The sequence below is a fragment of the Dehalobacter sp. TeCB1 genome, from assembly GCF_001707455.1.
Taxonomy (GTDB): domain Bacteria; phylum Bacillota; class Desulfitobacteriia; order Desulfitobacteriales; family Syntrophobotulaceae; genus Dehalobacter; species Dehalobacter restrictus.
In genome coordinates this window covers 161147-187302 of record NZ_MCHF01000002.1, presented here as the reverse complement: position 1 = coordinate 187302, position 26156 = coordinate 161147, and the positions used below count along the sequence as shown (strand labels likewise).

Genomic DNA, 26156 nt, shown 5'->3' with positions numbered 1-26156 from the left:
CATATAATCTGAATCGGCTATTTTTAACAGGTACTATACCTGTTATTCCCAGTATTTTGACAGACTCAATGAAACCCCACTATATTTACTCTGTCAAAGGTTGCATTTACTTTGACCGCTCACCAAAGAATTTATCGCCAGTTATTTTTCGCATTTTCTTATTATTTGCGGCAAAAATACAACAATACATCTAATGTAAAAAATAATAAAACAATTTAGCGTATTAATAAACTCCAATACCACGAAATCATTTCGTTGCCAAAAAGAATGCTTCCTATGATACCTATCACTAAAAACGGTCCATATGGGATTGCAGTCTTTAATTGTCCTTTGCCGCTGACCAGGATAATCACCCCAAAGACTCCGCCGATGATTGAACCGACAAGCATTGCCCAAAACGTTAGTTTCCAGCCTAGGAAAAAGCCTGCTGCGGCCATCAGCTTGATATCTCCGCCGCCTATGCCGCCTCTCGAGAATATATAGATCAGCAGCAAACCCAATCCAGCTCCAAAGAAGCCAATCAGCCTCTCCAGCCAGGAGACATCCTGATTGAAGAAAGCAAACAAAATACCCAGAACCAGAATCAGGAGAACGCTCCAGTTTGGGATCAGCATGGTCTTAAAATCAATGAACGCAATGAGTAAAAGGATCGAGCCAAAAATCAGAAAACTCAATGTTTCTAGAGAAAAACCGTATTTCCAGAATAAAGCACAGTACAGCAGCGCATTCAGGATTTCCACGACCGGTTTGGATGGGAAATCTCTGTGCTCTTCTTCCATGTTTCTTCTAATTAATATTTTCAAAAATTTTCCGGCAGCAAGCCCGACAATAAATAATCCCAAATAGACCAGCCAAACATGTTCCATAAAAAACGTTTCCATCTCAAACACTCCTTTAATCTTTCTTCCCTTAGGGTATCTAAATTCGCAGGATTTGTAAATATTAGCAATTTTTCTTTATTTTTGATTTACACTATAATACAATAAATTAAAATAGACAAAATATAAATAATTAAATTGGAGAAAAAAATGCCGGAAACGATGCGAAAACTGGGACAGCTTTTAGTTGAATCAGAGGTGATTACTGCTAAGCAGCTCGAAGATGCTTTGGAAATGCAGTCCAAAACTTCTAAAAAACTGGGCGAGATCCTTATTGAAACGAAATCTATTACGGAAAAACAGCTACTCAAAGTGCTGGAATTTCAATATCATATTCCTTACTATGATCTAGGTGAAACTCCGATTGATCCTCTTGCTACGGGACTGATTACGGAAGGAATGGTCAGAAAGCATTCCTTGATACCGATCAAGAAGGAAAATAATGTGCTGATCGTTGCCATGGTCGACCCGCTGGACTTTTATGCGATCGATGATGTCAAACGGGCAACCCGGCTTGATGTCAAGCCAGCCATGGCTACCGCGTCGGATATCATGAATGCGATCGAGCGCTATTATGGCAAGGAAAGCGCCGAAAAAGCGATTGAAGAACTGAAACAAACGTATGACCTTGTTGATTTCTCCGGAATTGACGATCAGTTTGGCGATGAGGTGACGAATGCCCCTGTCGTAAGACTGGTTAATTCCGTGATTCAGCATGCCATCAAGACAAATGCCAGTGACATCCATATTGAACCGTCTGACAATGAAATGCGGATCCGCTACCGGATAGACGGAGAACTTCAGGAAGCCATGAAAACATCTAAAGCGGCCCACCAGGCCATCGTCACCAGAATTAAGATCATGGGGCAAATGGATATTGCTGAGAAGCGCCTACCCCAGGACGGCAGAATTGAAGTCAGCATTGACGGCAATAACGTTGACCTCAGGCTTTCCATACTTCCAACAGTCCACGGAGAAAAGATAGTTATCCGCGTGCTCGGAATGAGAAACAGTACCTATACCAAATCTGAGCTAGGCTTTACTGCTGAAAATCTTGAGCTGTTTGACCGGATCATCAAAAGTCCAAATGGGATCATCCTTGTTTCTGGCCCCACCGGTTCCGGAAAAACGACGACACTTTACGCAGTCATGCGAGAATTGAATAAACCAACTGTCAATATCATCACCGTAGAAGACCCTGTTGAATACCGGATGGATGGGATCAATCAGGTCCAAGTCAATACCAAAGCTGGCCTGACTTTTGCCTCGGGACTGCGGTCGATTCTGCGTCAGGACCCCGACATTATCATGATTGGGGAGATCCGCGACTCGGAAACAGCCCAGATTGCGATCCGTTCAGCCATCACCGGCCACCTGGTCTTAAGCACTATCCACACCAACGATGCAGCTTCCTCGATTATCCGGCTAGTCGATATGGGAATTGAATCTTATCTTGTTTCTTCCGCTGTTGTCGGCCTAATGGCTCAAAGACTTGTCCGCAAAATCTGTCCAAAATGCAAAACTTCATACCGGCCGGAACATGCCGAAATGATGCTGCTGAAACTGCGCGAACCCCAGCCCCTTTACAAGGGGACCGGATGTCCTGCCTGTAATTACACCGGTTATTCCGGTCGAACCGCCATCCATGAAATCATTCCGATCAACAAGGATATCCGCGAGATGGTTAATCGGGGAGTAACTCCTGATCAAATAAGACATATTGCCGGCCGTTTCGGCTATATTTCCCTGCGTGATACCTGTACCCGTCTGGTTCTGGACGGAACCACCACCACGGAAGAATTATTAAAAGTAACCTATAGTATTGAATAGACCGATCAAATCTATTTATGTTGAGGAGTGTTTGTATGAATCTAAATATCAGGGACTTACTTTTAATGTCATTGGAACTTAAAGCTTCTGACCTCCACATCACAACCGGTCTTCCCCCAATGTTCAGAATCAATGGTATCTTGACTCCGATGGCAAATGCCAAGTATTTGTCTCCGTTGGACACCAAAGAGCTTGTTGATGAACTAATGGATGAACCCGTGAAAAACCGTTTGCAGCAAAAGGGAGAAGTTGACTTTTCCTATACGATCCCTGGTATCAGCCGTTTCAGGGTTAACGTCTACAGCCAGCGGAAAAGCATGGCAGCCGCGATCAGGGTCATTGTTCCTGATATTCCAAGCATAAACGAACTGGGACTTCCCGATATCCTGAAAGACCTCGCGATGAAACCCAGAGGTCTGATCCTGGTCACAGGTCCGACCGGTTCCGGTAAATCCACTACCCTTGCTGCCATGGTGCGCCATATGAATACGCACCGCAACAGTCACGTCATTACCATCGAAGACCCGATCGAATATTTGCATGCCCATAATCAATGTATGATAAACCAGCGTGAGATAGGTGACGATACCCATACCTTTGCAGATGCTTTACGGTCTGCACTGCGTGAAGACCCCGATGTTATCCTGGTCGGTGAAATGCGCGACCTTGAGACGATCAACACGGCCCTGATGGCTTCAGAAACAGGCCACCTGGTCTTGTCCACACTCCATACTTCATCCGCAGCGACTACCATTGACCGGATCATCGATGTCTTTCCGCCGAATCAGCTGCAGCAAATTAAAGTTCAGCTGGCATCTGTTCTTCAGGGCATTATCTGCCAGCAGCTGCTGCCTACTCTTGAGGGTACCGGACGTGTTGCAGCGATGGAAGCTCTCATCGTCAATGACGCTGTCCGGAATATGATCCGCGAAGGTAAAACCCACCAGATTGATACGGTCATCCAGACTGGCATCAAAGTCGGTATGGCCCCGATGGATTATTCTCTGGCGAATCTGGTTAAGCGGAAGATGGTAACCCTCGAGGAAGCAAAATCGAGATGTGTGAATCCAGAACTGTTCTCGAAGTATCTTGATCAGCCGTATATTTTCTAAGTTAAAATAGGGGCTTACGGCCTGGTGCTTTCGCATCGTGCTTCACTGGCCGCGAATAGCACCATCGTTAGTATTTTGTTTATAAAGCAATAAAATAAAGCGCCCTGTTCGGAGTATAAGAAATATTCCGGGCAGGGCGTTTCTTTCACAATTAAGTATATCATCTATGGGTAGATCATCTATTAATAGATCTTTTCCCGAAAGCGGGATATCGCATGCTTGAACTTGACCGGCCAGATCTCCTCGCCCCTGCGGAGCAGTTCCCCCATTAGCTCCGCAACATATAGCTTACCAACTCCGGTAAGATTTAAAACCAGAATATCTGAACTTTTTTCTTCAATGATAACATCTCTGGCCTCAATATCGGTCTTCCTGTGGATCAAGCGAAGTTTTTCCCCTTCTTGCAGGGTTTCAAGCTCCATTTCCAGTGTTGATTTTTCCATCAACCAGGAATATTCGGCCATCTCTTTCAGATTTAAGATGCCGAATTGTCCAAAATCAAGAACCATGATCTGATCGTCATGGTAGAGCCCGATATGCTTCAGTTCCTGATAATACCTGCTGTAAATCAGATATTTCCTGCTATCTGAGCCAAAGAAATCTTCCATCATGTCCAGGAAAACCCACTGACGGAATTTTGCAATCAGATCCACATCGATACTCGCCCATAGGGATGACTTATCATCTTCCGGTAGGCCAAACCTTTGGAGCAGCTTCCGGTTGATAGACCTGGAAGGAGCCTGCGTCCAAGGCTGATCAAGATAATTAATGACCACAGGCACTAAATCCGGTTCAGAATCCGCATCAATCATTTTTAAAAAATAATCCTCATTTAAAAGAAAGCTTTCCTCATTTCCAAACTGAAAAAACCTGCGGATCACCCCTTTGCTGAAAGGACTGTCTGCAATCAACCTGTATCTCGAGATCATCAGGGAAACCATTTCCTCATTTTGATGAATCAGATTGACCGCAACTTCAATAATATCCTTTTCCTGATCAAACAACTCATGCAGGAGCTCATCACTGCAATCCCTAGAATTTGCTGCAAGCCTTGAAGCCTTTCTCATTTCCGGAAGCTCACAAAAATACTGAGTGAGCGCCCAGATCAAGCCAATCAGCCTTGGACTCATCCGCAGTTTAAGGATCTGAAGAATCACGGACTTCATTTCCGGCCTGTCATCCTGTATCAAAGCGACAAGACAATCCTCAAGTTCCCTTTTGCCCAGGGAAAAAGCATAGCTCTCCAGAGAGCCCTGGAATCTGCTGAAATCGTCTTTAAATGTTCCAGGCTCTGGATTCCGGCTGACCCGCTCCGCAAACTCGTGCGGCAGTAAAACGGCCTCACGCAGAACATCCATTGTGCTGTTTAATCGTTCCGGGGTAAACCTCTGCATACTTTACTCCTGTTTACTGCTTCGTTCCTGTTTTTAAAGCGCTCTGCAGCGCTTCTGCAGAATCTCTGATACTTTCAAGGATGGTGGCCAGCCTCAGAGTTACTTCCCCGAGACCCTTGTCAAAATCTGCAAAGGTTCCGTTGATCCCGTCCTGAATCCGCTCATTAAATTCCTGTACGGACAGCCTGAGATTTGCAGACAGATCGGCCACGTCAATATTAATTTCTTTGGCGTAGAGACCGATACTGCGGGAATTCTCGTCCATATTTTCAACCAGTTCCTTAATCCCTTTATCAAAGAATTCCAGTGCCCCGGAAGAGTTGTTCGTAATTTTGCTGATGATCTCGGCCGTTTCTGATGAGAAGGAGGCTAGTGTCTTCTGAATGCTGAAATCGAGCTCGTCCAGGGTCTTCGAAGACTGCTCCGCGATCCGGGTGAAGTAGTCGTCATACAGATCTTTCATTTCTGCAGTCCTGACTGCCAGCTTCTCCACGATCTCTATGCTTTCACCCATAGCAGCCCGCATACTTACTGCCAGATTTTCGCCCATGGAATCAATGGACTTATCCATCCTGCTAAGCAAATCGCCATAAAGATCAGACGCCTGACGGCCTGCCTTTTCCAGCATATTTTTGCCTTCGAGCGATACCTCCGCGGCCATATCAGCTAGTTTTTCCGTTGTCTGCAGGTTGGAGGCCATGATTCTGTTACTGTAATCCGACAAACGTTCATCGGTTATCGCTATCAGCCGACTGAGCCTTTCATCCAGCTCATAACCATATTTTTCGCGGGACTCTTCCATTTTGGTGCTGACTTCTGTGTATCCTTCAACCGCCCTGACAAGATCTCCGGAGATTTGCAGATTGGAGCTTTCCAGCTTGGTTGCCACATCACTGAACAGCTGGGAAGCGCGTTCGTTGATCTGTTCCAATAAATTGCTGCTTGATAGCGAGAAACCCTCCGCGACTACCGTCAATTTTTGAGCTGTCAGCGTATGGGATCCCATGATATTCTCCGTGTAGCCCGCCAACCTTTCATCGGTTGCCTTGATTAATTGACTAAGCCTGTTATCCAGTTCTTCACTGTATTTTTCACGGGACGCTTCCATTCTGTTGCTGACCTCCGCATATTCCGCAACAGCCCGAGCTAGGTATCCGGAAATCTGCATATTGGAATTATCCAGCTTGCCGGTAATCTCCGCATACATCTGGGAAGCCTTCTCATTGATTTGCTCCAGCAGCTGATTGCTGGATTCAGAGATCTCAGTTACGGAAGAGGTCAGTTTATCCATTGCCAGTGCACCGGAGTTCAAGATCCGGCTACTGAGATCCGAGAGGCGCAGGTCAAGACTCTCGATCATTTTCCCGATCCGCTCATCCGTCTCCTCACCGTGCAGTTTTCTTGATTCCTCGATCCCTGCAAAAATCTCCGCGTATTTTTCGACTGCGCCGGTCAGTGTTTCGGAAATCCTGGTGATGGATTGATCCATATGCCCCTGCAGGGTACCCGTCAGCTCTGCAATCCCGTTCTGGACCGATTTCACTTGCTCCATATTCCCTTCGAGCAGCTGCAGCGACTGCAGCGCCATGGCATCGGCTTTATCCATACCTTGAACTGCATACGCCCTCATCTCAGCAGCAACTGTTTCTGCCGCCCTGACGCTGTCCAGAGAGGCCCGCAATGCTTCTGAAACCTGTGTCTGGACTTTACCGGCTTCATTCAGTGCATCAAGAGACTGTACACAAAGTTTTTCCTGGGATTTTGCGTTTTGTTCGGTCGCTTCCTGGATCCTGCTCATACCTGATACAACGGTTTCCAGAGCCCCGGCAATCACTGTGGTCTTTTCCGTAAACGTATTCAGCCTGTCGGCCGTAACCGCAGTGACTTTTTCGGTAAACGTCTGCGCGAGTTCCTTCATTCCGTTTTCCTGCCTGGTAATCAGCGCATCTGAAAGATCGCTCAACACGCCTGAAGTCTGCTTTAATACCGGCGTAATATTCTGTTCGATGGCTTCCCTGAACTTATCTCCAAGCATCGGCGCCATTGTCTCTGTCTCAAAGGAATCCAATCTATTTTCAAGCCGCTGAACCGCCTCCTGAAAAGCCAGGGTGTTTTGACGCTGGCTCTCGACTAAGAGACTGATTTCAGTAGGTTCGGAGATCGGATTCAGCCATCCGGAAAGCTTGTATTGATATTCCCATAGCCCTTTCCTAGTTCTCTCTAGACTGGCTGCATCGGCCACTTTAAACAGAAAGACAATTACGGAGACCGCTGCGAGCTCCAAAAGCAGGATGCCAAGGCTCCTGATGATGCCTTCCGGTGTCACCGTCCCGTCAAAACCCAGAAAATACAAAGAGGGATATAGCAGCGACCCGGCAATACCCAGAATAAAAAGAGTCAAACCTGCGCGCTCCATCATCTGCCGCCCGCACGGGATATTGATCATATTGTTTTCATTAAAGTAATACGGAATGTCCGGACAGATCTCACCTTTAAGCCTATCTGCATATTCCCGGTTATATTCTTTCCAAAGCGTTTCTAAAACCGGGTTTCCTGTTTTAGAGGCCATATCCAGCAGCGTGTCCATTCTGCCCTTTTGATCAGAAGGCAGCTTCTTATCCGCATTACTTATCTGTTTAAGGCCCTTGGCCAGTCCATCAAGACATACTATATCGTATTTTATGTAAAATATTAGTGCTATGAACAGCACCAGCAGCAATGTTCCGCTTAAGACCATTATATCTGTCTGCGTCATCATGGCAATCATTGTTCATATCCCCCTATGCTTCTATATCTATGGTCTATTATATTGCCCAAATCCTGCCAGGACAATAGATTTTTTGATTTGTAAACTAATTGTAAATTAATTGTATGTATTTTGTAAAATATGTAGAATGATGTCTAAAAAGAAAATCCACAGGTATAATTCAAACGTCTAGACCTTGAGGACGACCTCAAAAAATTACGATAATAAAAAATTGGAGGAAAAAGAAATGTTAAAGAAAATGTGTCTTCAAATGAAAAAGAAAAACAAAGGCTTTACACTAATTGAGCTGATTGTGGTTATTGCGATTCTGGGTATTTTGGCTGCTGTGTTGATTCCGCAGTTTACTGGATTCCAGGATAAAGCCCACAGCACACAGGTAATGGTTGAAGCTAAACAGATCGCCACTGCCGCAGACAGTCTTTATGTAGAGCTGGGAGCAGCACCAACAGCAGCTCAAATTGTTGCAGTAGCCGGACCTGATATTGCCGCAGCTGATATCACCGTTGGTGCTGTAGGTAGCGGACATGTTGGATTTGTCTATGTCACAACAGTAACTGGTTCAACTAAAACATTTACCGCAACTAGAAATGCAGCCAATAACTATTCAATTGTCATTACCTATTAGTAGGTTTGTCTTATAGCAAATTATAATTTAATTCAAAGAGCTAACAGATTAACCTGTTGGCTCTTTTCTTGGGACATACATACATTTAACTGTAAAATAACATAAGTTACAACAATTTCCCTGTCTCTTATACATCCGATATTTCAGTTAATTGAATTAATCATGACTTTCTTCGAAGTGATTTCACTCTTGATGAATAAAAAGATAACCTGTTCGTCTAATAATAGTTTGGTGAATATCCAGAATAATATTAAGGGGAAAAGAGTATGCACCAAAATCTCGCTAATCAACTACTTATAACCCCACAAAAAAAACTAAACCGCGGCTTCACACTTGTTGAACTGATTTTAGCTATTGCAATTATTGGTATCCTTGCGGCAGCTGTGATTCCAAGCTTTTCTGGTTATCAGGAAAAAGCAAGAAGCACTCAAGTTTTGCTAGAGGCAAAGAAAATTGCCACTGCAGCTGATGGTCTTTTAGGGGGAGGGAAAACTTATGGTATCGTTGCTTCTACAACCGTGTTTACGGATGCTGATATTTTAACCTTAGCTGGCTCAGATATTACAGGGACTATTTCATCCGGGTCTGTTTCAGGTGAGCATTTTATCTTTACCTATGACAAAACTATAGGTACAGCAGCTTATACTGCTTCCCGGGCTGCTACGGGGAAATTCAATATCACTTGGTAATAAATAATTCATGAATAGCTATGTAGAATACCTATAGCAGATCTCTACTTCAAACAACGTATTGATAAAAGAAAAGAACTTGCATTGAACTTTGCTAGTTCTTTTCATATCCTTAGGTAAGAATACTTCTTTAAAGATTTCATAATAGTGCAAAGGTTATCAAATATCCGGATGTTGTTATTTTATCTTACTGATAAAGAGCTAGCAAATTTTAATTACCAGCTCTCTAGTCTCTATTAATATTCTCCCTTAATATCTTTATACTTCGATCCTTCACCCTACTTACCTGTCACTGAGAGATTCCCAGCTGCGAAGCGACCTGCTGCTGTGTCATATCTTTAATGAAAATCATTTGAACCACTTTTTGCTGGATATTCGTTAGCTTTTTTAATGCATGGTAAAGGGCAAGTTTATCCTCAATCGGAAGGTGAAATGTCTCATAGGCTGTACTATGAATCCTTGAAGCATCAATCTCATCAAAACTAACAAAGCCCGCTCTCATAACTTCGATAACACTTTCTTCCTTAATTTTTAGCTCTTTGGCAATATAATCTGTACCCGGTACATCGCCGTTTTCTTTCATATATTTTTGAACTTCATGTTCTACTTTGGCCTGAAGCTCAGCAATGCAACCCGGACGGTAGAAAGATGCTTCTTTACGCGCCAGATGACGAACCTCCCCCATGATACAGTGAGAAGCAAACGTCATAAATCTAGTCTCCCTATCGGGGTCAAAATTACGCAAAGCTTTCATTAAACCCAGACTGCCAGCCTGAAAGAGATCGTCCTCGCAGCAGCCTCCGCCGTAGAGCCTTGCAAAATATTTGATCAGTCCCTTGCCTGCTTCAAGCACCTTTTCTGCTGATTCTTTATCTTTATGCTGATAGTAGTAGGCTGCTGCTTCATTGATCGTTTGATTCACTTGTCCGGTTTCTTCCATACTACACTCTCCATAGGATATGATCATCCAGACTATTTACTTTACTAAAATCAACTGAGTAGGCTGCCCTACAAAGAAGACGGCAAGGTATACGAGAAACCGATACAGGAGCCTGAGGCGGTCGGAAACGTGCTTTTATGATAATTCAGCAGAATGACTTCTGTGGTGACATCATAATTGGCATCATCTTTATCCCTAATTGTAAAAATGACCGAATTTGATTTGCCTGTGTTTGCAAAAGAAATCATAAATTTTTGGGTGCTATCAACTCCGGGCGCAGTGGCACTCGTTCCATTGTTATTGTAGTGGAAGAAACCTGAAGCATCCAGGTAAATATCGTTTCTGCCGGTGGCAGCGGTAGGCGTACTCGTCAGGAAGGTAAATGAATTGGCATAGCGTATCTGCTTGCTGATAAAATCGGCAGCCATGCGCACCTGGTATTGCCTATCGGCATTTACTTGTCCCTTGTGGAGAGCGGTTGTTCCGAATGTGATCATCGGGTAAATGATCGCCACGACCAAAGCCATGATTGCTGTGACAGCCATCACTTCAAGCAAGGTAAAGCCCTTGCTCTTCCTTTGTGTTTTTATGCTGAATTTCATGGGCTCCCCTCCTAGTCGTCTAAATTCTTTTATTTTCCGGGCTTGAAGTAATCAATCGAAACTTCTTTTCCGTTCACAGTAGCACTCTCGGCAGGCATTACTGTACCACTAGCCGAAATCGTCGTCGCATCGGGCATCGTGATTGTAATCGTGGAAGGCGCTGCATTTATCGTATTGAGCTCTACCTCCACCTGGGACTGGGCTGTGAATGACGCATCATTGCGGTCTCTGGCCTGGACGATGACCCGTATGCCCATTGTGAAAACAGTAAGAAGGGACACTCCCATCACACCGATGATCGCCAGAGCGACAATGATCTCAATCAGCGTAAATCCTTTGGCCTTTTTTCGAAGCATTGCGGTATCCCTCCTTAATAAATTATTATATTGCCATTATTTAAGCCAAGCATCCCTTTGATACGTTTCAGCACCAATGATATCGTTCTGGTCTACCGTTGTGTCATTTGTTAATGTTACATGGCTGTTAGAAGTATCATCATATGTTCCTATTACCATTTTCCCTAGAAAAGTACCATTACCACCACCTGTTATATTGAACGAGGCATTTGGAGCATAAATACTCAGATGCTGATATGAAAAATTACCGCTGTTATCTGCAATTTGGTTGGTTCCATTATAATATAGATATAATGTGTTGCCATCAGGGACGTTGACTTGTGACCCCAATGTAAAATTAGTAATTGTATCCGATATCAATATGTGAAGCTCTCCGCCCCCACCTGCAGGCCATGTTATATTGGCCATGATATCACTCAAATCAGTAACCGCAGTCGCAAGTACATGGTTGCCTGGGTCACTTGGGGTCGCGGTGACAACATATGGTGTTGGTGGATTATGGCCATGTCTTGGTGTCCCTAGCTGTGAATTATTATTTTCAGTTGGAAAAAGGTCCGTCTTGGTATTAGGAAATATAATTTTTTCATTAAGTCTCTGCGGAGTTCCACACATAGGATCTACGGAGTTATTTAAATATGTCTGAGTAGCATCCGGTCCCAAAATTACATTTCCATTAACCGGGTTCCTGCCAAAGGTAATAGAACCGGCATTTGTCCCAATATCACCATTGACGGTGATATTGTTACCTAAACTCATACTGTCATTGGCAAAAATTGTTGTATCTAATACTGTCCTTAAAGCCTGCTTTAATGTTAAACTTACCTTGACCGGAAGTGTACCAGTGGCGGTCGTCCCTGTGGACTCTAACAGCAAATCACCTCTGTATGGTCCGCTGGGTATCCGGCTGACATTCACTTGGAATGAACTAATAGTAGCCCCGGTCCCGATCGTTCCGGTTCCAGGTAATGTCTCAATTTTAAAGATCAGATCATCGACTACTCCTGAAATTGTCGTATTATTGCTGCTTTGTTCTATGATGTATGAAGCCATGGCATCGGCTCCGGAACGTGCGGCATAGTAGGCCCGTTTATTCTCAACCTGGTTCGCAACCATCTTGGTTTCCCCGTAAGCAATACTCAGGATCGCAGTCCCCAGCAAAGATAAAACGACCAGCAAAACCATCGTCAGCACTAATGCATAACCATCCGATTTTTTTTTCACATGACTCCCTCCTTGTATTCCTATTATTGAAAGAAATCATTGTTATCTTAATTGAAAGGATCCGACTTTCCGTAACTGCCTTTAATCGTCCAAGCGTTGAATGGATCCTCGCCGTTATCAACTTTTTCCACCGCATAGAAAGATACAGTCAGTATGAATTTTAGTCCTTTTTCATCTTCCTTGGCTTCGACGGCTTCCAGCGCAATCGCCCGGTTTAGTTTTTCCAGGCTGGTGACGACTGTTCGGTACTGGGCGTAGCTTCCTGTAAACTCAATTGTTGTAGGTAACCGGAGCACCGCATCGGCAGGTAAAGTCTTCTCTTCACCGGTAGTGGCGGTACTCTGAGAAGTACCTGCAGCAGAAGATATCTCTTTTGCCGGCTGGTCACTATAAGCCTGGTTAATGGTATTCGCTTCTTGCTGCAAGGAATAAGCCGGAAGCAGATAACGGTTGTCCTCCGGCATCACGACCCCATTAACTTCGGGGTCAGAAAACTCGAGATTCGTCAACGTCGCGCCGCTTCCCTTCACGATTTTCTCAACGAGCAGCACGTACTGCTCCTTATACGGGTAGACGCCGGGGAAGAAGGATTCAGAAGCCTCCATTCCGTTTGCTAATTGCGTTTCATAGGCCTTGACGATGCTTTGTTCATTTTCCAGGTCGCTTTTGGCTGCGGCTACTTTTTGTTTCATGACTTCTTTATCGGCTGTTAAACTTTCAAGGCTGGCACTCATCGGAAGGTAAAGGACATAGTAGCTGATTGCGATGATAATCACAACCCCGAGAACCATCAGCAGCTTTTTATCCCGCTCGGTGATTTTGGCATCGAGTGATAATCTCCCAATCTTTTTCCCCTGCAAGTTTGGTTTCTGCAGCTTCATTATTTAGCCACCTCCTTCAATTCGCACAGAATGGAAAATTCATAGGCGGCTGTTTCTGTACCACTCTGAATAAACTGTACCTGCACCCTGGAAAAAAGTTCTGTTGCCTCCAGGTTATGGGCCAACTCGGCCACTGTCGCCGATGCCGGTACAGTGCCCTGCAAAATCACTTGATAGTCTTTGATTTCCAGAGATTTCAGGCTGACTGCTGCCGGAATCGTCTTTTGAATTGTATTCAGGAATTCACTGCTGACTTTAGTGGCCAGCGTAATTTTTTGTTTAGCCTGATTTACTTGCACCGTATAGGTGATTAAATTCTCGGTTGCTGCTTTCTTGGCCTGAATGTCTGTCAGCTTCGCTTTGTTTTCCGGAGCATTCAGAAAGGCCTCGCCTTTATTAATCGCGTAAGAACAATAGAGCATCCTTGCTCCCATAATGCCGTAGAACAGTACAACAACAAGAATTACGCCGAGAATGGCTCCGTAGGATCTTCTGATTTTTTTCTTCTGGGCCAGTTTCTGTTTTTCAAATGTTGAAAAAAAGTTAAAATCATTCATTTTAGTCACCTGCTCTCAAAGCCTGATCAGCGCAGCGGAGGCATTAACATAGTCTCCGGGTGCCTGTTCATGGTCAATATACTGAATGTTACTGATCATCTGAAGCCGGTCAACTTTCAAACCGAGCCCCTGTGACAGGTACTCTGGTATTCCTGTAAGACTGGCTCCTCCACCGATCAGGTAGATTTGGCTCAAATCCTTAGAGCCGCTCCTGTTCGCAAAAAACTGCATAACCTTTCGGATTTCTTCGAGCAGTTCTCCGTAAAGCGGTTTCACAGCGGCTAGTGCTTCCTCTTTAGTAAAAACTTTTCCTTGTTCTATGGGCCGAATCCCTTCAACCGTGTTCTCAGCTGAATCGGAAACAGGTTCTTCCATATTTTCGGTTAGACCTTTCTTTTTAATCACAAATGTATGGCCTTTCTTTTTTACGGCAAGGGATCTGTTCTCGGTTCTCTCCGTTACGCCTGCTTCCGAAGCAATGCGCTCTTGTTTATCGGAAAGAAACTCCAGTTTCTTTTCTTCAGCCTTCTCTTCGGATAAGGCAAATAGGCCTGCAAGCAGGCGGTCCACCGCTTTTCCACCGAAGCTGATTGAGCGGAAGAAATTCAGGCTGCCCTGAGAGATCAGATAGATCATCGTCCCGGAATATCCAATATCTAAAATGATATAGTTGTTCGACAAATCGTTGTTAATCGCAGTCTGTTCGTTGAAAATTTTAGAAATAACATTCGCGTGAATGTCCAGGGCGACTGGTTTCAGCTTAAGGCTATCAAGAAGGTCGTAATACGCATGCGCTATTTCCTTATTCATGACCGCTGCCCGTACCTTGACTTTTTTCATTCCGCCGGTCTCTGTCTCACCGATCTTGCGGTACTCGACCAGATCGGTATCCGTCATACCGAAAAATTGAATAATTTCATTCTTAATCATTGCTTCGAGTTCTTGCTCATTTCCTGAAGGAACCTCAAATTCACGAATAATCACGCTGTTGGAGTTAAACGTGATCAGGGCATCTTTAGTGGAAGTATTCAGAGAAGCAAGCACTTCCTGCATGGCTGAGGTCAGTACTTCTTTATTCGTAATCAAACCGTCAGAGAGTACGCCTTTCGGAAGCCCGATGCTGGCACTTCGCAGTATTCTGACAGTATTTCCTTCCGTCTGGCCGACAACAGCGTGAATATTTCTTGTTCCAAGATCAAAGGACAGATATGCAGCAGTCAAGTATATTCCCCCTCTTATGTAAAATTTACTTAAATATTCTGATAGGCGCCATACATCGCCGAAACAATCGACAGAACAATAAAGCCGATCACGACCGCCATCACAACGATCAAGGCCGGTTCAAACAGCGCCAGCATACGCTGAATTGCCACATCAGCTTCCTCGTCATAATAGGCAGACGTTCTTTCCAAAATACTCTCCAGTGAGCCGGATTCCTCGCCGATGCTGATCATGGAATAAATCATCGGCGGAAACACCCCGATCTTGCGGATGGACTGCGAGATTGTCGCTCCTTTGCTCATATCCTCTTTGGCAGCTAACAGACCGTCACTGACTACTTTATTCCCAAGCACTTTCGCGGTGATTTCTATACAGTTCAGCAAAGGAATCCCGCTGCTTAACAGCGTGGAAAGGGTACGGGCCATCCTGGCGGACATGATCTTGATGGAAGTCGACTTTACAACAGGGATTTTCAGTTTCATTCCATCCCATTTCAGTCTTCCAGAATCGGTCTTAATGTATTGTCTTGTTGCAAAAACAACCGCTGCAATCACAATAATTAAAATGTACCAATAAGACCTCATAAAGTTACTGATTCCCATAAGGATTCTGGTTGTCAACGGCAGGGTTGTGCCGGTAGATTCAAACATGGCGGTAAACGTCGGCAGCACAAAAGTCATCAATATAATAACCACAATGATCATTACGCCGGTTAAGATGGCCGGGTATGTCATGGAAGAAATCATTTTTGTCCGAAGCTTTCGTTCCTTTTCAAAATGATCAGTCATCTTATTCAGTACGAGATCGAGCTTACCGCTAGCCTCACCGGACTCAATCATATTAATCAGGATTTCAGGAAATGCCTGCCCCTGCTTGCGCATAGCTTCGGAAAGCATGTCCCCTTTTTGTACTGCTTCATAGACTCTGAGGACTACAGCTTTAAGCTTTTTGCTTTCTGTCTGCTGGTAAATGACATCGAGGGCTTTAATGACCGTTACACCGGCTGTTAACAGCGCATGAAACTGATTGCAGAATACGACAAGATCTTTGACTTTCAACTTGATCGGCTTGTCCTTACTGATCGCCTTTTGGACATTTTGCCGTTTTTCATTGACTTCGATACAGAAAAGCTGTTGCTCTTTGAGCTGCCGGTAAAAGTTCTGAATACTGTCGGCTTCCAAAACGCCTGTCGTTCTCTGGCCGGAAAAGTCTTTGGCGACATACGAATATAAGGGCATTATTTCACTTCCTTTATGTCAATTTTACATTTTTTTTACATTTATTTTACATATTTTTTACATTCTTTCATAACTCTTATATTTCATTTTTAGAAATAATTATACAATTTTATTATACTACCAAATAGTATAAATTGTAAGTTTTTTCTTTAATTTGTCATTGACAAAATCTTGACAAGTTATACTTCTGGTAGTTCTCTTCACTCTTATCTATTACTTCATACCTCAACTCCGCAGGTGATGGGAATCGCTCCGCTTCGCGAATTGGCCTCTGCCAATTCGCTCGCTATCACGCCGGGGTGGGAAAATGCTTCCATAGGTCGCATTTGACGGCCACGGGTGGCCTAATGCCGTGATGCCATGGGCAAGGTGCGGCGCTGCCTGTTCGATCCCCATCACCCGCTCCATAAAAAAATCCTGCGCGGTCGCGCAGGATTTTATTTTCTTTGGAGCGGGTGATGGGAATCGAACCCACGTAACCAGCTTGGAAGGCTGGCACTCTACCATTGAGTTACACCCGCATGTTTGGTAGCAGGGGGGGGATTTGAACCCTCGGATGAGCGGGTATGAACCGCTTGCCTTAGACCACTTGGCTACCCTGCCATGGCTCCCCGAGCTGGATTCGAACCAGCAACCTATCGGTTAACAGCCGATTGCTCTACCGTTGAGCTATCGAGGAATATGCTGGCGGAGAAGGAGGGATTTGAACCCTCGCAGCAGTTACCCACTCTAACGGTTTAGCAAACCGTCCTCTTCAGCCACTTGAGTACTTCTCCGTAAACTACTGATTGGTGCGGAAGGCGGGACTTGAACCCGCACGGTGTTAACCACACGCCCCTCAAACGTGCGCGTCTGCCAATTCCGCCACTCCCGCATAAAACTGGAGCCGTTAACCGGGATTGAACCGGTGACCTTATCCTTACCAAGGATACGCTCTACCTACTGAGCTATAACGGCGAATGCCTTCTGGAACAATGGTGCGCTCGGAGGGATTCGAACCCCCGGCCTTCTGATTCGTAGTCAGACGCTCTATCCAGCTGAGCTACGAGCGCATATTTTTTTGGAGCGGGTGACGAGATTCGAACTCGCGACTTTCACCTTGGCAAGGTGACACTCTACCACTGAGTTACACCCGCATGATAGATGGTGAGCCATCCGCGACTCGAACGCGGGACACCCTGATTAAAAGTCAGATGCTCTACCGACTGAGCTAATGGCTCGGAAATAATATTGTTTTGATGGTGGGCCATCAGGGGCTCGAACCCTGGACACCCTGATTAAGAGTCAGGTGCTCTACCAGCTGAGCTAATGACCCGTCTGGCTGGGGTGGCTGGATTCGAACCAACGTATGCCAGAGTCAAAGTCTGGTGCCTTACCGCTTGGCGACACCCCATCGGTTTCAGGATGGATTCGTAATTTGATAAATTATGGCGACCCCGATCGGATTTGAACCGACGATCTCCTGCGTGACAGGCAGGCGCTTTAAACCACTAAGCTACGGGGCCAATTCGATATTCGAGGCACGACGTTCGATATTCGAACCTTCGTATTCCTCAGCAGTAAGTTTCCCGATGTTCAGTCCGTACCTTCCGCTCTTCAAGCAATATCTTAATATGCTTTTTCAAGCTTCGCGCCTCGAACTTCGAACTTCGAGTTTGGTGGGCGATGACAGGATCGAACTGCCGACATCCTGCTTGTAAGGCAGGCGCTCTCCCAGCTGAGCTAATCGCCCTTATCTGATGTTCGAGGAAAAACCACGAACGTCGGATTTTAAATGGTGACCCGTACGGGATTCGAACCCGTGTTACCGCCGTGAAAGGGCGGTGTCTTAGGCCGCTTGACCAACGGGCCAAAATTGCGAGAACATTTGATAGTATAGCTAAATGCGAAAACATTGTCAACCCGTTTAGGAAAAAAATGTTCGAACTTGTTGAACTTATTTCACTTCCTGAATGATTGGCAGGATGACCGGTTTTCTTTTCGTTTTTTCATACAGATGCTTGCCTAGAACGTCTTTAATCTGATTTTTGAGTGTGACCCATTCAATAATACCGTTCTCGATGCAGCGTTCGGTGGTCTGTCTGATTTTCTCTTTAGCCTCATCCAGCATTGTCTCGGATTCTCTGACATAGACGAATCCCCTGGTCACAATATCAGGCCCGGCAACAATTTCATTGGTGGAACGGCTCAGCGCAATAACTACGATTAAAATACCGTCCTGAGACAGCTGTTTGCGGTCGCGCAGCACAATATTGCCGACGTCCCCTACACCAAGCCCGTCCACTAAAATTCTGCCGGATGGCACTTTCCCGGCGATACCTGCTCCATTTCTGGTGAACTCAATGACACTTCCATTTTCGGCAATAAAAATATTTTTATGCGAAATTCCAAGCTGTTCGGCAATCTGGCCATGCTTAATCAGCATGCGGTACTCACCGTGCACAGGCACAAAATACTGCGGTCTTACCATATTCAGCATCATCTTTAATTCTTCCTGACTGCCATGACCGGAAACATGGACGCCTGATGCTTGTTCGTGGATCACATTGGCGCCGAGTTTAAACAACTGATCGATGGTTCGGGCCACCGATTTCTCATTTCCCGGAATCGGACTCGCGGAGATAATCACCGTATCACCTGGCAGGATCTCGACCTGTTTATGGTCGCTGGAAGCCATGCGGGAAAGTGCCGACATCGGTTCCCCCTGACTCCCTGTTGTAATAATACAGACCTGATTCGGTGGCAGCTGGAGAACCTCTTCTACATCGACCAGCGTTCCTTCTGGAATGATCAGATAGCCATATTCAGCAGCGATTGAGGCGTAATTCTGCATGCTCCTGCCGACAATGGCAACCTTCCTGTTCGTTTTGAAAGCAGCGGTGATGACCTGCTGCACGCGATGGATATTCGAAGCAAAGCTGGCTAAAATGATTCTTTCCTTGGCGGTGCGGAATACATCGTCGAACATCTGTCCGACCACTCTCTCCGACATCGTAAAACCAGGCCTTTCTACATTCGTGCTGTCGGACATTAAGCAGAGTACGCCTTTTTCACCCAATTCGGAGAATTTATAAATATCTAGGATCTCCGATGTAACGGGGGTATGATCCAGTTTAAAATCTCCGGTATGGACGATCACACCGAGGGGTGTATGGATAGCCAGACTCACAGAATCAGGTATGCTGTGGTTGACCCGGATAAAATCAATTTTAAAAACGCCAAGCTTGATACTCTCTCCAGGATTGACGACAGTCGATTTAAACCGGTTGACATTGCACTCCTTTAATTTGGCCTGGATCAGTCCCAAGGTAAGTTTTGGCGCAAATACAGGCGCGTCTATGTCCTTCAGAAGATAGGGGAATGTGCCGATATGATCTTCATGACCATGGGTCACCATAATCCCGAGCAGCATGTCCTTGTTTTCGATGACATAGGAATAGTCAGGGATGACCAGATCAATTCCGGGCATGTCATCTTCAGGGAAAGCCATACCGGCATCAATCATGATCATCTGGTTGTCATACTTTATCAGCGTCATGTTTTTCCCGATTTCACCCAATCCGCCTAAAGGGATAATTTGCAGTTTGTGTTCTTTTGGCAAAGGCAATACCTCCATCAATTTATATATATTTTACTTTATTAATTTCAATTTCAATCCTATTAATTTGTCAGCATAAGGAAACAAGGAGATACCCCGAAGTATCTGAGCAGGATAAAAAAAGACTACAACAAAAAAACACAAACAAAAATAGAAACAGGTAAAAATACCTCTTGGTTTCTTTGATTCCGTTATTCGGTTAGCCGTACAACACCATTAGATTTATTATAGTACCTGAATATCAGATATGCAAGCTGGGTGAACAGCTTCCAACATTATTGTTGCCCATTCGCGAATAAAACTAAAACTTCGGCATAACCAAAGTTTTAATTTTTTGCTTTTACTTTTAGTTTTATCTGAAAGTAATTTCTAAGGTCAGACCTCTTCAGGCAGATTTCGGATATTCGTGAGCAATTCTTTTAAGGAAGCCTGTTCCGTCTGGGTCGGGCCAACGATAGGCAACCGGTAGCCCCCGGCTTTGATGCCGACTTCATTCAGCAGATACTTCACAGGCACTGGATTTGTTGCCACGAACATCCCTTTAAAGATTGGGAACAACAGCAGATGCCATTTTAAAGCTTTCTCCATATCGCCGGCCTTAAACGCAGCAACCATTTTTTGCATCTGGGTACCGATCAGATGAGAAGCGACACTTACGATCCCTGCCCCGCCTAGAGACAGCATCGGCAAGGTCAATGAATCATCGCCCGAATAAATCGCAAAGGTCGAAGACAGTTCCTTTTTCAGTTCACTGACCTGGTCCATCGATCCTGCTGCTTCTTTAATGCAGACAATATTTGAGATTCCAGCTAGTTTGGCGACTGTAGAAGGAAGAAGGTTGATGACTGTCCTTCCTGGTATGTTATAAAGCATCACAGGCAGGTCTGTGGCCGCTGCGATGGCTTTAAAATGCTCATAAAGACCTTCCTGGGAAGGTTTGCTGTAATACGGAACCACTGCCATAATGCCATCGAGCTGGTTTGAGACTTTTTCAGCAAGTTCAACGCTTTCACGCGTGGAATAGGTACCCACGCCTGCAATGACTTTACACGTATCCCCAACTGCTTCTTTCACCGTCGTAAAAAGGTTAAGCTTTTCTTCACCGGTCAGATTAGGGCTCTCACCGGTTGTTCCGGCTACGACGATCCCTTCTGTGCCGTTTTCAACCAAATATCTGGCCAGTATTGCGGCCGCAGGATAATCGATCTCCAGCTTATCGTTAAATGGTGTCACCATAGCGGTTAAAACGCTGCCAAACATTTCTCTTTCCTCCATAAACTATTTTATGCCTGGCTGTCAAATACCAAGCTCAAATTTTTTGTGCAAAGACTGCACAGCCGGAACCATATGTTCTTTTTTGACAAGTACCCAGATCGTGGTATGAGAGTCAGCGGACTGAAGAATCTCAATGCCGCTCTCAGCAAGTGCTTCTGCCATATTGGCCATGACACCGGGCACATCGGCAATTCCCCCGCCGACGAGCGCAATTTTGGCGCATCCTGGCGCGGATTCAGGGTTGAAACCCAGATTCTTTAAAATATTGACGGCTTTCTTTGCCAGCTCATCACGAACTGTATACAGGACAGTTTCTGGTTGAACGCTGATGAAATCGACACTAATATCCGCTAAAGCCATCCCCTTGAATATTTTGGTGATCGCTTTGGGTTTATTTTCTTCTTCTTGAACGTGGATCTTGATCTGGGTGACATTCGGGGTATGTGCAATCCCTGTAATAATCCTGTCGCCGATCATGTCCGAACCCTCCGCGAGGTCGGGCTGAACATTGGTGACCAGCGTTCCTGGAGCATCGGAAAACGTACATTTTACCCGCAATGGGATATTCTTCTGCATCGCGATTTCCACGGCGCGCGGATGGATGACTTTGGCTCCCTGATGCGCCAGATGGCAGATATCATTATAGGTGATCACGTCAAGGATTTTGGCGTCCTGAACGATCCGGGGGTCTGCGGTCATAATACCTTCGACGTCCGTATAAATATCAATTGCTTCAGCATTTAGTGCGACACCAATCGAACAAGCCGTTGTGTCGCTTCCGCCTCTGCCCAGGGTTGTAATTTGTCCGTTTTCGGTCATACCTTGGAAGCCCGTAATGACGACAACCTTGCCTTCTTTCAGCTGCTCCAGGATATTTTCCGGTTCGATTCTGACAATTCTTGCATCGCCAAAACTGCTGTTGGTGATAATGCCGGCCTGTCCACCCGTTAAAAGAACAGCTTCCAACCCCAGACCCTGCAGCGTGCTAACCATAATGCTGCCGGAAATGATTTCCCCGCAACTTAAGAGTAAATCCATTTCTCTTTTGGGCACTTCGGAATAAATGCTTGAAACCATCTTAATCAGCGTATCGGTCGCATAGGGATCTCCCGAACGCCCGATTGCAGAAACAACAACCACAGGCGAAAACCCTTGATTAATAGCCTCGGAAACCTTAGCAGCGACCTGCGCTCTTCTTTCCGGATTGGCCAGGGAAGTTCCGCCAAATTTTTGAACCAATATACGCAAGGTAATTTCTCCTTCCTCTAATTTTCTTAACTTGTCTTGAATTTTGCTTTCCTTATTATTATAACGTCTATGTTTTCTTATCTTTTAATCTTATCCGTTATTTCCTATCTATTATAACAGCAATTCTGCAATCTGGACTGCATTTGTCGCTGCACCTTTGCGAATCTGATCACCTGCGATCCAGAGATTAATCCCCTGATCGATGGTTTGATCTTCCCGGATTCTTCCGACCAGAACTTCATCCCTGTTCGAGCTGTCGAGCGGCATCGGATAAATATCTTTCGCCGAATCGTCTTTTAAGATTACGCCGGGAGCCTGGGCAAATGCAGCCTTGACCTGATCGATCGTGAGTTTTTTCTCAGTCTCAATATTGATGGATTCACAGTGAGAACGAAAGACCGGAACACGGACACAAGTAGCCGTAACACGCAAATCATCCCTATGGAAGATTTTTTGGGTTTCCTTGACCATTTTCCATTCTTCCTTTGTATAGTCACCCTCCTGAAATACATCAATTCTGGGTATCAGGTTAAAGGCGATCTGATATGGGAAAGTATCAATATCCGTGATTTTTTTCCCGTTGCTCCACGACTTCACCTGTTCCTCCAGTTCAATAATCCCTTCTTTGCCCGCGCCGGAAACTGCCTGATATGTGGATACCACAATACGTTTAATTCGCGAAAGCGCTTCGAGCGGTTTTAGTGCCACGACCATGATAATCGTGGAACAGTTCGGATTGGCGATAATCCCTTTATGCCATTTGACATCTTCGGGGTTGACTTCAGGTACAACCAGAGGAACATCCGGATTTAGCCGAAAAGCACTGCTGTTGTCAATAACGACTGCTCCGCTCTGGACTGCGGCCGGCGCATACTCCGTACTGGCGGAACCACCCGCAAATAAGGCGATATCAATGCCTTGAAAGCTCTGATTCGTTGTTTCTTGTACTTCTATTTCTTTTCCCTGCCAGGAAATCCGTGATCCGCTTGATCTTTTCGTCGCAAGCAAGCGAAGCTCATCCACCGGAAACTTCCGTTCAGCAAGAATTTTCAAAAATTCCTGACCAACGACACCCGTTGCTCCGACAATTGCAATATTTGGCATTGAGATCCTCCTAAACATGAATATTCAATAATTCTGACAATTCACTTTCAACAACTAGGTATTAATATAGTATAAATCATTATTCTCTCATAGGATACTAAATATTTTGGCTACTCAGAAGAAGAAATTTCTACCAGGAGCGGTTCAATTTGTTTTCCCTGGCAGGCCAGCAGTATTGTGTCCGGTATTTTATCCATCTGGGCAACGAGAGAATTGGTCTTTTTGAGCGGGCTGTCCTGACCAAAAGGCACCAGGTAGATATTCTTAGCTGAGAGTAAGGCTCCGATATTTTTAGCGTTAACCCCTAACCCGTCATTTGTAGATATAGCAATTACCACGGGGCCTAAGTTGCGCAAGTGTGCTTTAGTAGCCATTAAGACGGGTGTATCAGTGATGCCGTTAGCGAGTTTGGCAAGTGTATTCCCGGTACAGGGCGCAATAACCATACAATCAAAAAGCTTGCCCGGACCGATCGGTTCTGCCTCCGGGATAGTTCCGATCGGGTCTTTTCCTGTAATCTCTTTCAGTCTAGCTTTCCAGTACGTTGCATCCCCGAATCTCGTATCCACTGTATTAACGGACTCCGAAACAATCGGCGTTATATCTGCTCCTTCTTCGACAAGTTGTCTGATCACCCCCATGACCCGGCCAAGGGTACAATGGGAACCGGTCAGCGCAAAACCGATGTGCAGCTTTTCAAATCTCATTTTTGGGCACCCCCTTCCGGACTGCAGCAGCAGTGGCTGCATCTGCAGCAGGTACAAGGTGCTCAAGAATCAGAGGCGGATAAAGCTTCGCCAGCATTTTTCCGGCGGTCTTTGGCGCGACAATACCGGGCAGGCCAGGGGCAAGCTGAGCCTTAATCCCAAGCATCTGGGCATATTCAAAGTCAATACCTCCCGGAATAGAGGCAATATCAATAATGACGGTTTCCCGGGACATTTTGTTCAGCAGATCTCTGCCGAGAATCAGAGCTGGTACGGTATTGAAAACGATTTCCGCCCTGTTGATTTCCTTTTCAAGATCAGAAAAACCGATAGCACGCACTCCCATCTCTACAGCCCGGGCCAGGTCTGAGGGCTTACGTGCAACACACGTAACCTTTGCTCCCATTCCCTTCAGTAGATTCACCAGTGTCATGCCGCAGCGGCCAAGACCCAAAACAAAGCTTTCACTGCTGTGAATGGTGATCGTGGTAGCCTCCATTGCCATCTGAACCGCCCCCTCGGCTGAAGGTATCGAATTCAAGATGACAATTTCATTACGGTTTGCTATTTCCACGAGGTCTATGTTCATCTTTTGGGCTGCGCTGATCAGGGCAGGACGGGCCCAGCCTATAAAAAGCGGAACACCGGGCGGAATCAATTCCAGAACTTCATTATTTAAGATGATCGGAGAATTAGAATACTTTGCTTTGATCAGGCCCCGCGCATCTGTGCCAAACATAGGTAAGATAAGCGCATCTGCTTTAGCGATAATCTCGGTAAAAGATTTGGCATGCTCAATGCTGTCTCCAAGCGGAGACTTTTCCAGACCGAGCCCGATGATCTTCGCACCACACTTTTGCAGCTCGGGGACAAGAAATATTTCTCTATCATCCCCGCCGATTACTGCCAGGCGAACTCCTTCAAGTACCGCATTCATGTTTATGCCTCCTTACTGGATAGTGTCCAGTTAACTACTATCCAGTATATGAGCAGCCGAGAAACGCGGTGCTTAACCTAATCCAGGAAATTCTCCAGTCCGATAACAAGTCCGGTCAGCTTATATGCTTTGCGAATGGCCAGTATCACCCCGGGCATGTAGGTTTCCCGTGTATACGCGTCATGACGGATCGTGAGCGTCTGTCCTGACCCTCCGAAAATGACTTCCTGATGGGCGATCAGTCCCGGTAAACGGATGGAATGGATGTGAATGCCATTCAGGTCTCCGCCCCGAGCACCGGGTATTTTCTCATATTCGTTCGGATGTCCCTGGATGATCGGTTCCCGGATCTCAGAGATCATATCCGCGGTTTTCAAAGCAGTGCCGGAAGGTGCATCCAGCTTCTGATCATGATGATATTCAATGATATCGACATGATGAAAGTATTTCGCGGTTTCTTTCGCAAACTTCATCATCAGGATTGCGCCAAGCGCAAAATTCGGTGCAATAAAAACCCCTGTGCCGGTCGCTTTGGAGAGATCCTCCAATTCACTGATTTCGTGACCGTCCAACCCAGTCGCCCCAATAACAGGAACAACCCCCGCTTTAATTGCAGTTTTGGCATTGGAAAATACTGATTGGGGATTCGTAAAATCAACGAGAATATCTACTTGCAGTTCTTTTAATTTTTCTATTTCCATCTGGCCGGAAATCTGTAGGTCGAATGGCTGCTGTCCAAGGACTAATCCAATATCCTTTCCTTGATTCTGAATATCTGATACCCCTGCAAGCTCCATATCGTTCTGCAGACGTATTGTCCTGACTGTTTCCATGCCCACTTTGCCACATGCTCCGGCAACAAATACGCGTATTTTGTCCAAATATACCCCTCCTGAATACGATAACGTAAAACCCCGCGCCAGAAGCCTTTCGGGGTTTAATACACTTCTTATTCTATTATATCAATAGAAACCTG

23 protein-coding genes and 14 tRNA genes are annotated in these 26156 nt (G+C 45.4%); 5 read left to right on the top strand and 32 right to left on the bottom strand.

Going from position 1 to position 26156, the window contains the following annotated elements:
- Positions 1-194 (top strand): hypothetical protein (locus A7D23_RS16245; RefSeq protein WP_207644960.1); only part of this gene is annotated, 194 nt, incomplete at its 5' end.
- A 21-nt stretch (positions 195-215) separates the two neighbouring features.
- On the opposite strand, the gene A7D23_RS00965 is transcribed toward A7D23_RS16245, so the two are convergent.
- On the bottom strand, positions 216-881 hold the full coding sequence (locus A7D23_RS00965; protein ID WP_019226761.1) for an A24 family peptidase: 666 nt from the start codon (positions 879-881) through the stop codon (positions 216-218).
- Positions 882-1028: 147 nt separating this feature from the next.
- On the opposite strand from A7D23_RS00965, the gene A7D23_RS00960 reads away from it, so the two are divergent.
- Together A7D23_RS00960 and A7D23_RS00955 are read left to right on the top strand one after the other, a co-directional pair.
- Positions 1029-2708, top strand: coding sequence for a GspE/PulE family protein (locus A7D23_RS00960; protein ID WP_019226760.1), 1680 nt, complete (start codon positions 1029-1031; stop codon positions 2706-2708).
- Positions 2709-2743: 35 nt separating this feature from the next.
- Entirely contained in the window at positions 2744-3820 is a 1077-nt protein-coding gene (locus A7D23_RS00955) for a type IV pilus twitching motility protein PilT (protein WP_015044083.1), read from the top strand.
- A 182-nt stretch (positions 3821-4002) separates the two neighbouring features.
- On the opposite strand, the gene A7D23_RS00950 is transcribed toward A7D23_RS00955, so the two are convergent.
- Together A7D23_RS00950 and A7D23_RS00945 are read right to left on the bottom strand one after the other, a co-directional pair.
- Positions 4003-5214, bottom strand: coding sequence for a hypothetical protein (locus A7D23_RS00950; RefSeq protein ID WP_015044084.1), 1212 nt, complete (start codon positions 5212-5214; stop codon positions 4003-4005).
- A 13-nt stretch (positions 5215-5227) separates the two neighbouring features.
- Positions 5228-7981, bottom strand: a complete 2754-nt coding sequence (locus tag A7D23_RS00945; RefSeq protein WP_015044085.1) for a methyl-accepting chemotaxis protein — start codon at positions 7979-7981, stop codon at positions 5228-5230.
- 226 nt (positions 7982-8207) lie between these two features.
- On the opposite strand from A7D23_RS00945, the gene A7D23_RS16515 reads away from it, so the two are divergent.
- Together A7D23_RS16515 and A7D23_RS00935 are read left to right on the top strand one after the other, a co-directional pair.
- On the top strand, positions 8208-8606 hold the full coding sequence (locus A7D23_RS16515; RefSeq protein ID WP_015044086.1) for a prepilin-type N-terminal cleavage/methylation domain-containing protein: 399 nt from the start codon (positions 8208-8210) through the stop codon (positions 8604-8606).
- Between the two features lie 266 nt (positions 8607-8872).
- Complete coding sequence (locus A7D23_RS00935; RefSeq protein WP_015044087.1) at positions 8873-9295, top strand: prepilin-type N-terminal cleavage/methylation domain-containing protein; 423 nt, start codon at positions 8873-8875, stop codon at positions 9293-9295.
- Between the two features lie 289 nt (positions 9296-9584).
- Here A7D23_RS00935 and A7D23_RS00930 read toward each other — a convergent pair whose 3' ends face one another.
- The 29 genes from A7D23_RS00930 to dapB form a co-directional block, all read right to left on the bottom strand.
- Positions 9585-10235 carry a sigma-70 family RNA polymerase sigma factor gene (locus A7D23_RS00930; protein ID WP_015044088.1) on the bottom strand — a complete coding sequence of 217 codons (651 nt, stop codon included), beginning with the start codon at positions 10233-10235 and terminating at the stop codon, positions 9585-9587.
- Positions 10236-10303: 68 nt separating this feature from the next.
- Positions 10304-10837: a prepilin-type N-terminal cleavage/methylation domain-containing protein gene (locus A7D23_RS00925; RefSeq protein WP_015044089.1), complete on the bottom strand. Its 534-nt coding sequence runs from the start codon at positions 10835-10837 to the stop codon at positions 10304-10306.
- A gap of 29 nt (positions 10838-10866) precedes the next feature.
- The gene (locus tag A7D23_RS00920; protein ID WP_015044090.1) at positions 10867-11193 is read right to left on the bottom strand and encodes a type II secretion system protein; all 327 of its coding nucleotides are present in this window, start codon (positions 11191-11193) and stop codon (positions 10867-10869) included.
- Between the two features lie 36 nt (positions 11194-11229).
- Positions 11230-12414 carry a PilX N-terminal domain-containing pilus assembly protein gene (locus A7D23_RS00915; protein ID WP_015044091.1) on the bottom strand — a complete coding sequence of 395 codons (1185 nt, stop codon included), beginning with the start codon at positions 12412-12414 and terminating at the stop codon, positions 11230-11232.
- 47 nt (positions 12415-12461) lie between these two features.
- Positions 12462-13295 (bottom strand): type II secretion system protein GspM, encoded by an 834-nt coding sequence (locus tag A7D23_RS00910; RefSeq protein WP_015044092.1) that lies wholly within the window; start codon positions 13293-13295, stop codon positions 12462-12464.
- Positions 13295-13852, bottom strand: coding sequence for a PilN domain-containing protein (locus A7D23_RS00905; protein ID WP_015044093.1), 558 nt, complete (start codon positions 13850-13852; stop codon positions 13295-13297). The genes A7D23_RS00910 and A7D23_RS00905 overlap by 1 nt, the downstream gene beginning before the upstream one ends.
- A gap of 15 nt (positions 13853-13867) precedes the next feature.
- On the bottom strand, positions 13868-15073 hold the full coding sequence (gene pilM / locus A7D23_RS00900; protein ID WP_015044094.1) for a type IV pilus assembly protein PilM: 1206 nt from the start codon (positions 15071-15073) through the stop codon (positions 13868-13870).
- 29 nt (positions 15074-15102) lie between these two features.
- Positions 15103-16311, bottom strand: coding sequence for a type II secretion system F family protein (locus tag A7D23_RS00895; protein ID WP_015044095.1), 1209 nt, complete (start codon positions 16309-16311; stop codon positions 15103-15105).
- 447 nt (positions 16312-16758) lie between these two features.
- Positions 16759-16832 (bottom strand) — tRNA-Gly (locus tag A7D23_RS00890).
- 5 nt (positions 16833-16837) lie between these two features.
- Positions 16838-16914, bottom strand: a tRNA-Ile gene (locus A7D23_RS00885).
- 1 nt (position 16915) lies between these two features.
- Positions 16916-16990, bottom strand: a tRNA-Asn gene (locus A7D23_RS00880).
- Positions 16991-16996: 6 nt separating this feature from the next.
- Positions 16997-17087, bottom strand: a tRNA-Ser gene (locus A7D23_RS00875).
- A 13-nt stretch (positions 17088-17100) separates the two neighbouring features.
- A tRNA-Leu gene (locus A7D23_RS00870) sits at positions 17101-17185 on the bottom strand.
- Positions 17186-17192: 7 nt separating this feature from the next.
- Positions 17193-17268: transfer RNA gene (locus tag A7D23_RS00865), tRNA-Thr, on the bottom strand.
- An 18-nt stretch (positions 17269-17286) separates the two neighbouring features.
- A tRNA-Arg gene (locus tag A7D23_RS00860) sits at positions 17287-17363 on the bottom strand.
- A 9-nt stretch (positions 17364-17372) separates the two neighbouring features.
- Positions 17373-17447: transfer RNA gene (locus tag A7D23_RS00855), tRNA-Gly, on the bottom strand.
- Between the two features lie 8 nt (positions 17448-17455).
- Positions 17456-17531 (bottom strand) — tRNA-Lys (locus A7D23_RS00850).
- Positions 17532-17550: 19 nt separating this feature from the next.
- Positions 17551-17626: transfer RNA gene (locus tag A7D23_RS00845), tRNA-Lys, on the bottom strand.
- A 3-nt stretch (positions 17627-17629) separates the two neighbouring features.
- Positions 17630-17704, bottom strand: a tRNA-Gln gene (locus tag A7D23_RS00840).
- A 35-nt stretch (positions 17705-17739) separates the two neighbouring features.
- Positions 17740-17816: transfer RNA gene (locus tag A7D23_RS00835), tRNA-Asp, on the bottom strand.
- A 151-nt stretch (positions 17817-17967) separates the two neighbouring features.
- Positions 17968-18043 (bottom strand) — tRNA-Val (locus tag A7D23_RS00830).
- A gap of 43 nt (positions 18044-18086) precedes the next feature.
- Positions 18087-18162 (bottom strand) — tRNA-Glu (locus tag A7D23_RS00825).
- An 85-nt stretch (positions 18163-18247) separates the two neighbouring features.
- A complete protein-coding gene (locus tag A7D23_RS00820) occupies positions 18248-19912 on the bottom strand; it encodes a ribonuclease J (RefSeq protein WP_019226756.1) in 1665 nt (554 codons plus the stop codon).
- Positions 19913-20284: 372 nt separating this feature from the next.
- On the bottom strand, positions 20285-21169 hold the full coding sequence (gene dapA / locus A7D23_RS00815) for a 4-hydroxy-tetrahydrodipicolinate synthase (protein ID WP_019226755.1): 885 nt from the start codon (positions 21167-21169) through the stop codon (positions 20285-20287).
- A 36-nt stretch (positions 21170-21205) separates the two neighbouring features.
- Positions 21206-22432, bottom strand: coding sequence for an aspartate kinase (gene dapG / locus A7D23_RS00810; protein WP_019226754.1), 1227 nt, complete (start codon positions 22430-22432; stop codon positions 21206-21208).
- Between the two features lie 111 nt (positions 22433-22543).
- Positions 22544-23536 (bottom strand): aspartate-semialdehyde dehydrogenase, encoded by a 993-nt coding sequence (locus A7D23_RS00805; RefSeq protein ID WP_019226753.1) that lies wholly within the window; start codon positions 23534-23536, stop codon positions 22544-22546.
- 110 nt (positions 23537-23646) lie between these two features.
- Positions 23647-24243, bottom strand: coding sequence for a dipicolinate synthase subunit B (locus A7D23_RS00800; RefSeq protein ID WP_019226752.1), 597 nt, complete (start codon positions 24241-24243; stop codon positions 23647-23649).
- On the bottom strand, positions 24233-25180 hold the full coding sequence (gene dpsA, locus A7D23_RS00795) for a dipicolinate synthase subunit DpsA (protein WP_019226751.1): 948 nt from the start codon (positions 25178-25180) through the stop codon (positions 24233-24235). Before dpsA ends, A7D23_RS00800 begins: the two co-directional genes overlap by 11 nt.
- A 77-nt stretch (positions 25181-25257) precedes the next feature.
- Positions 25258-26061 carry a 4-hydroxy-tetrahydrodipicolinate reductase gene (gene dapB / locus A7D23_RS00790; protein ID WP_019226750.1) on the bottom strand — a complete coding sequence of 268 codons (804 nt, stop codon included), beginning with the start codon at positions 26059-26061 and terminating at the stop codon, positions 25258-25260.
- Between the last annotated feature and the right edge of the window lie 95 nt (positions 26062-26156).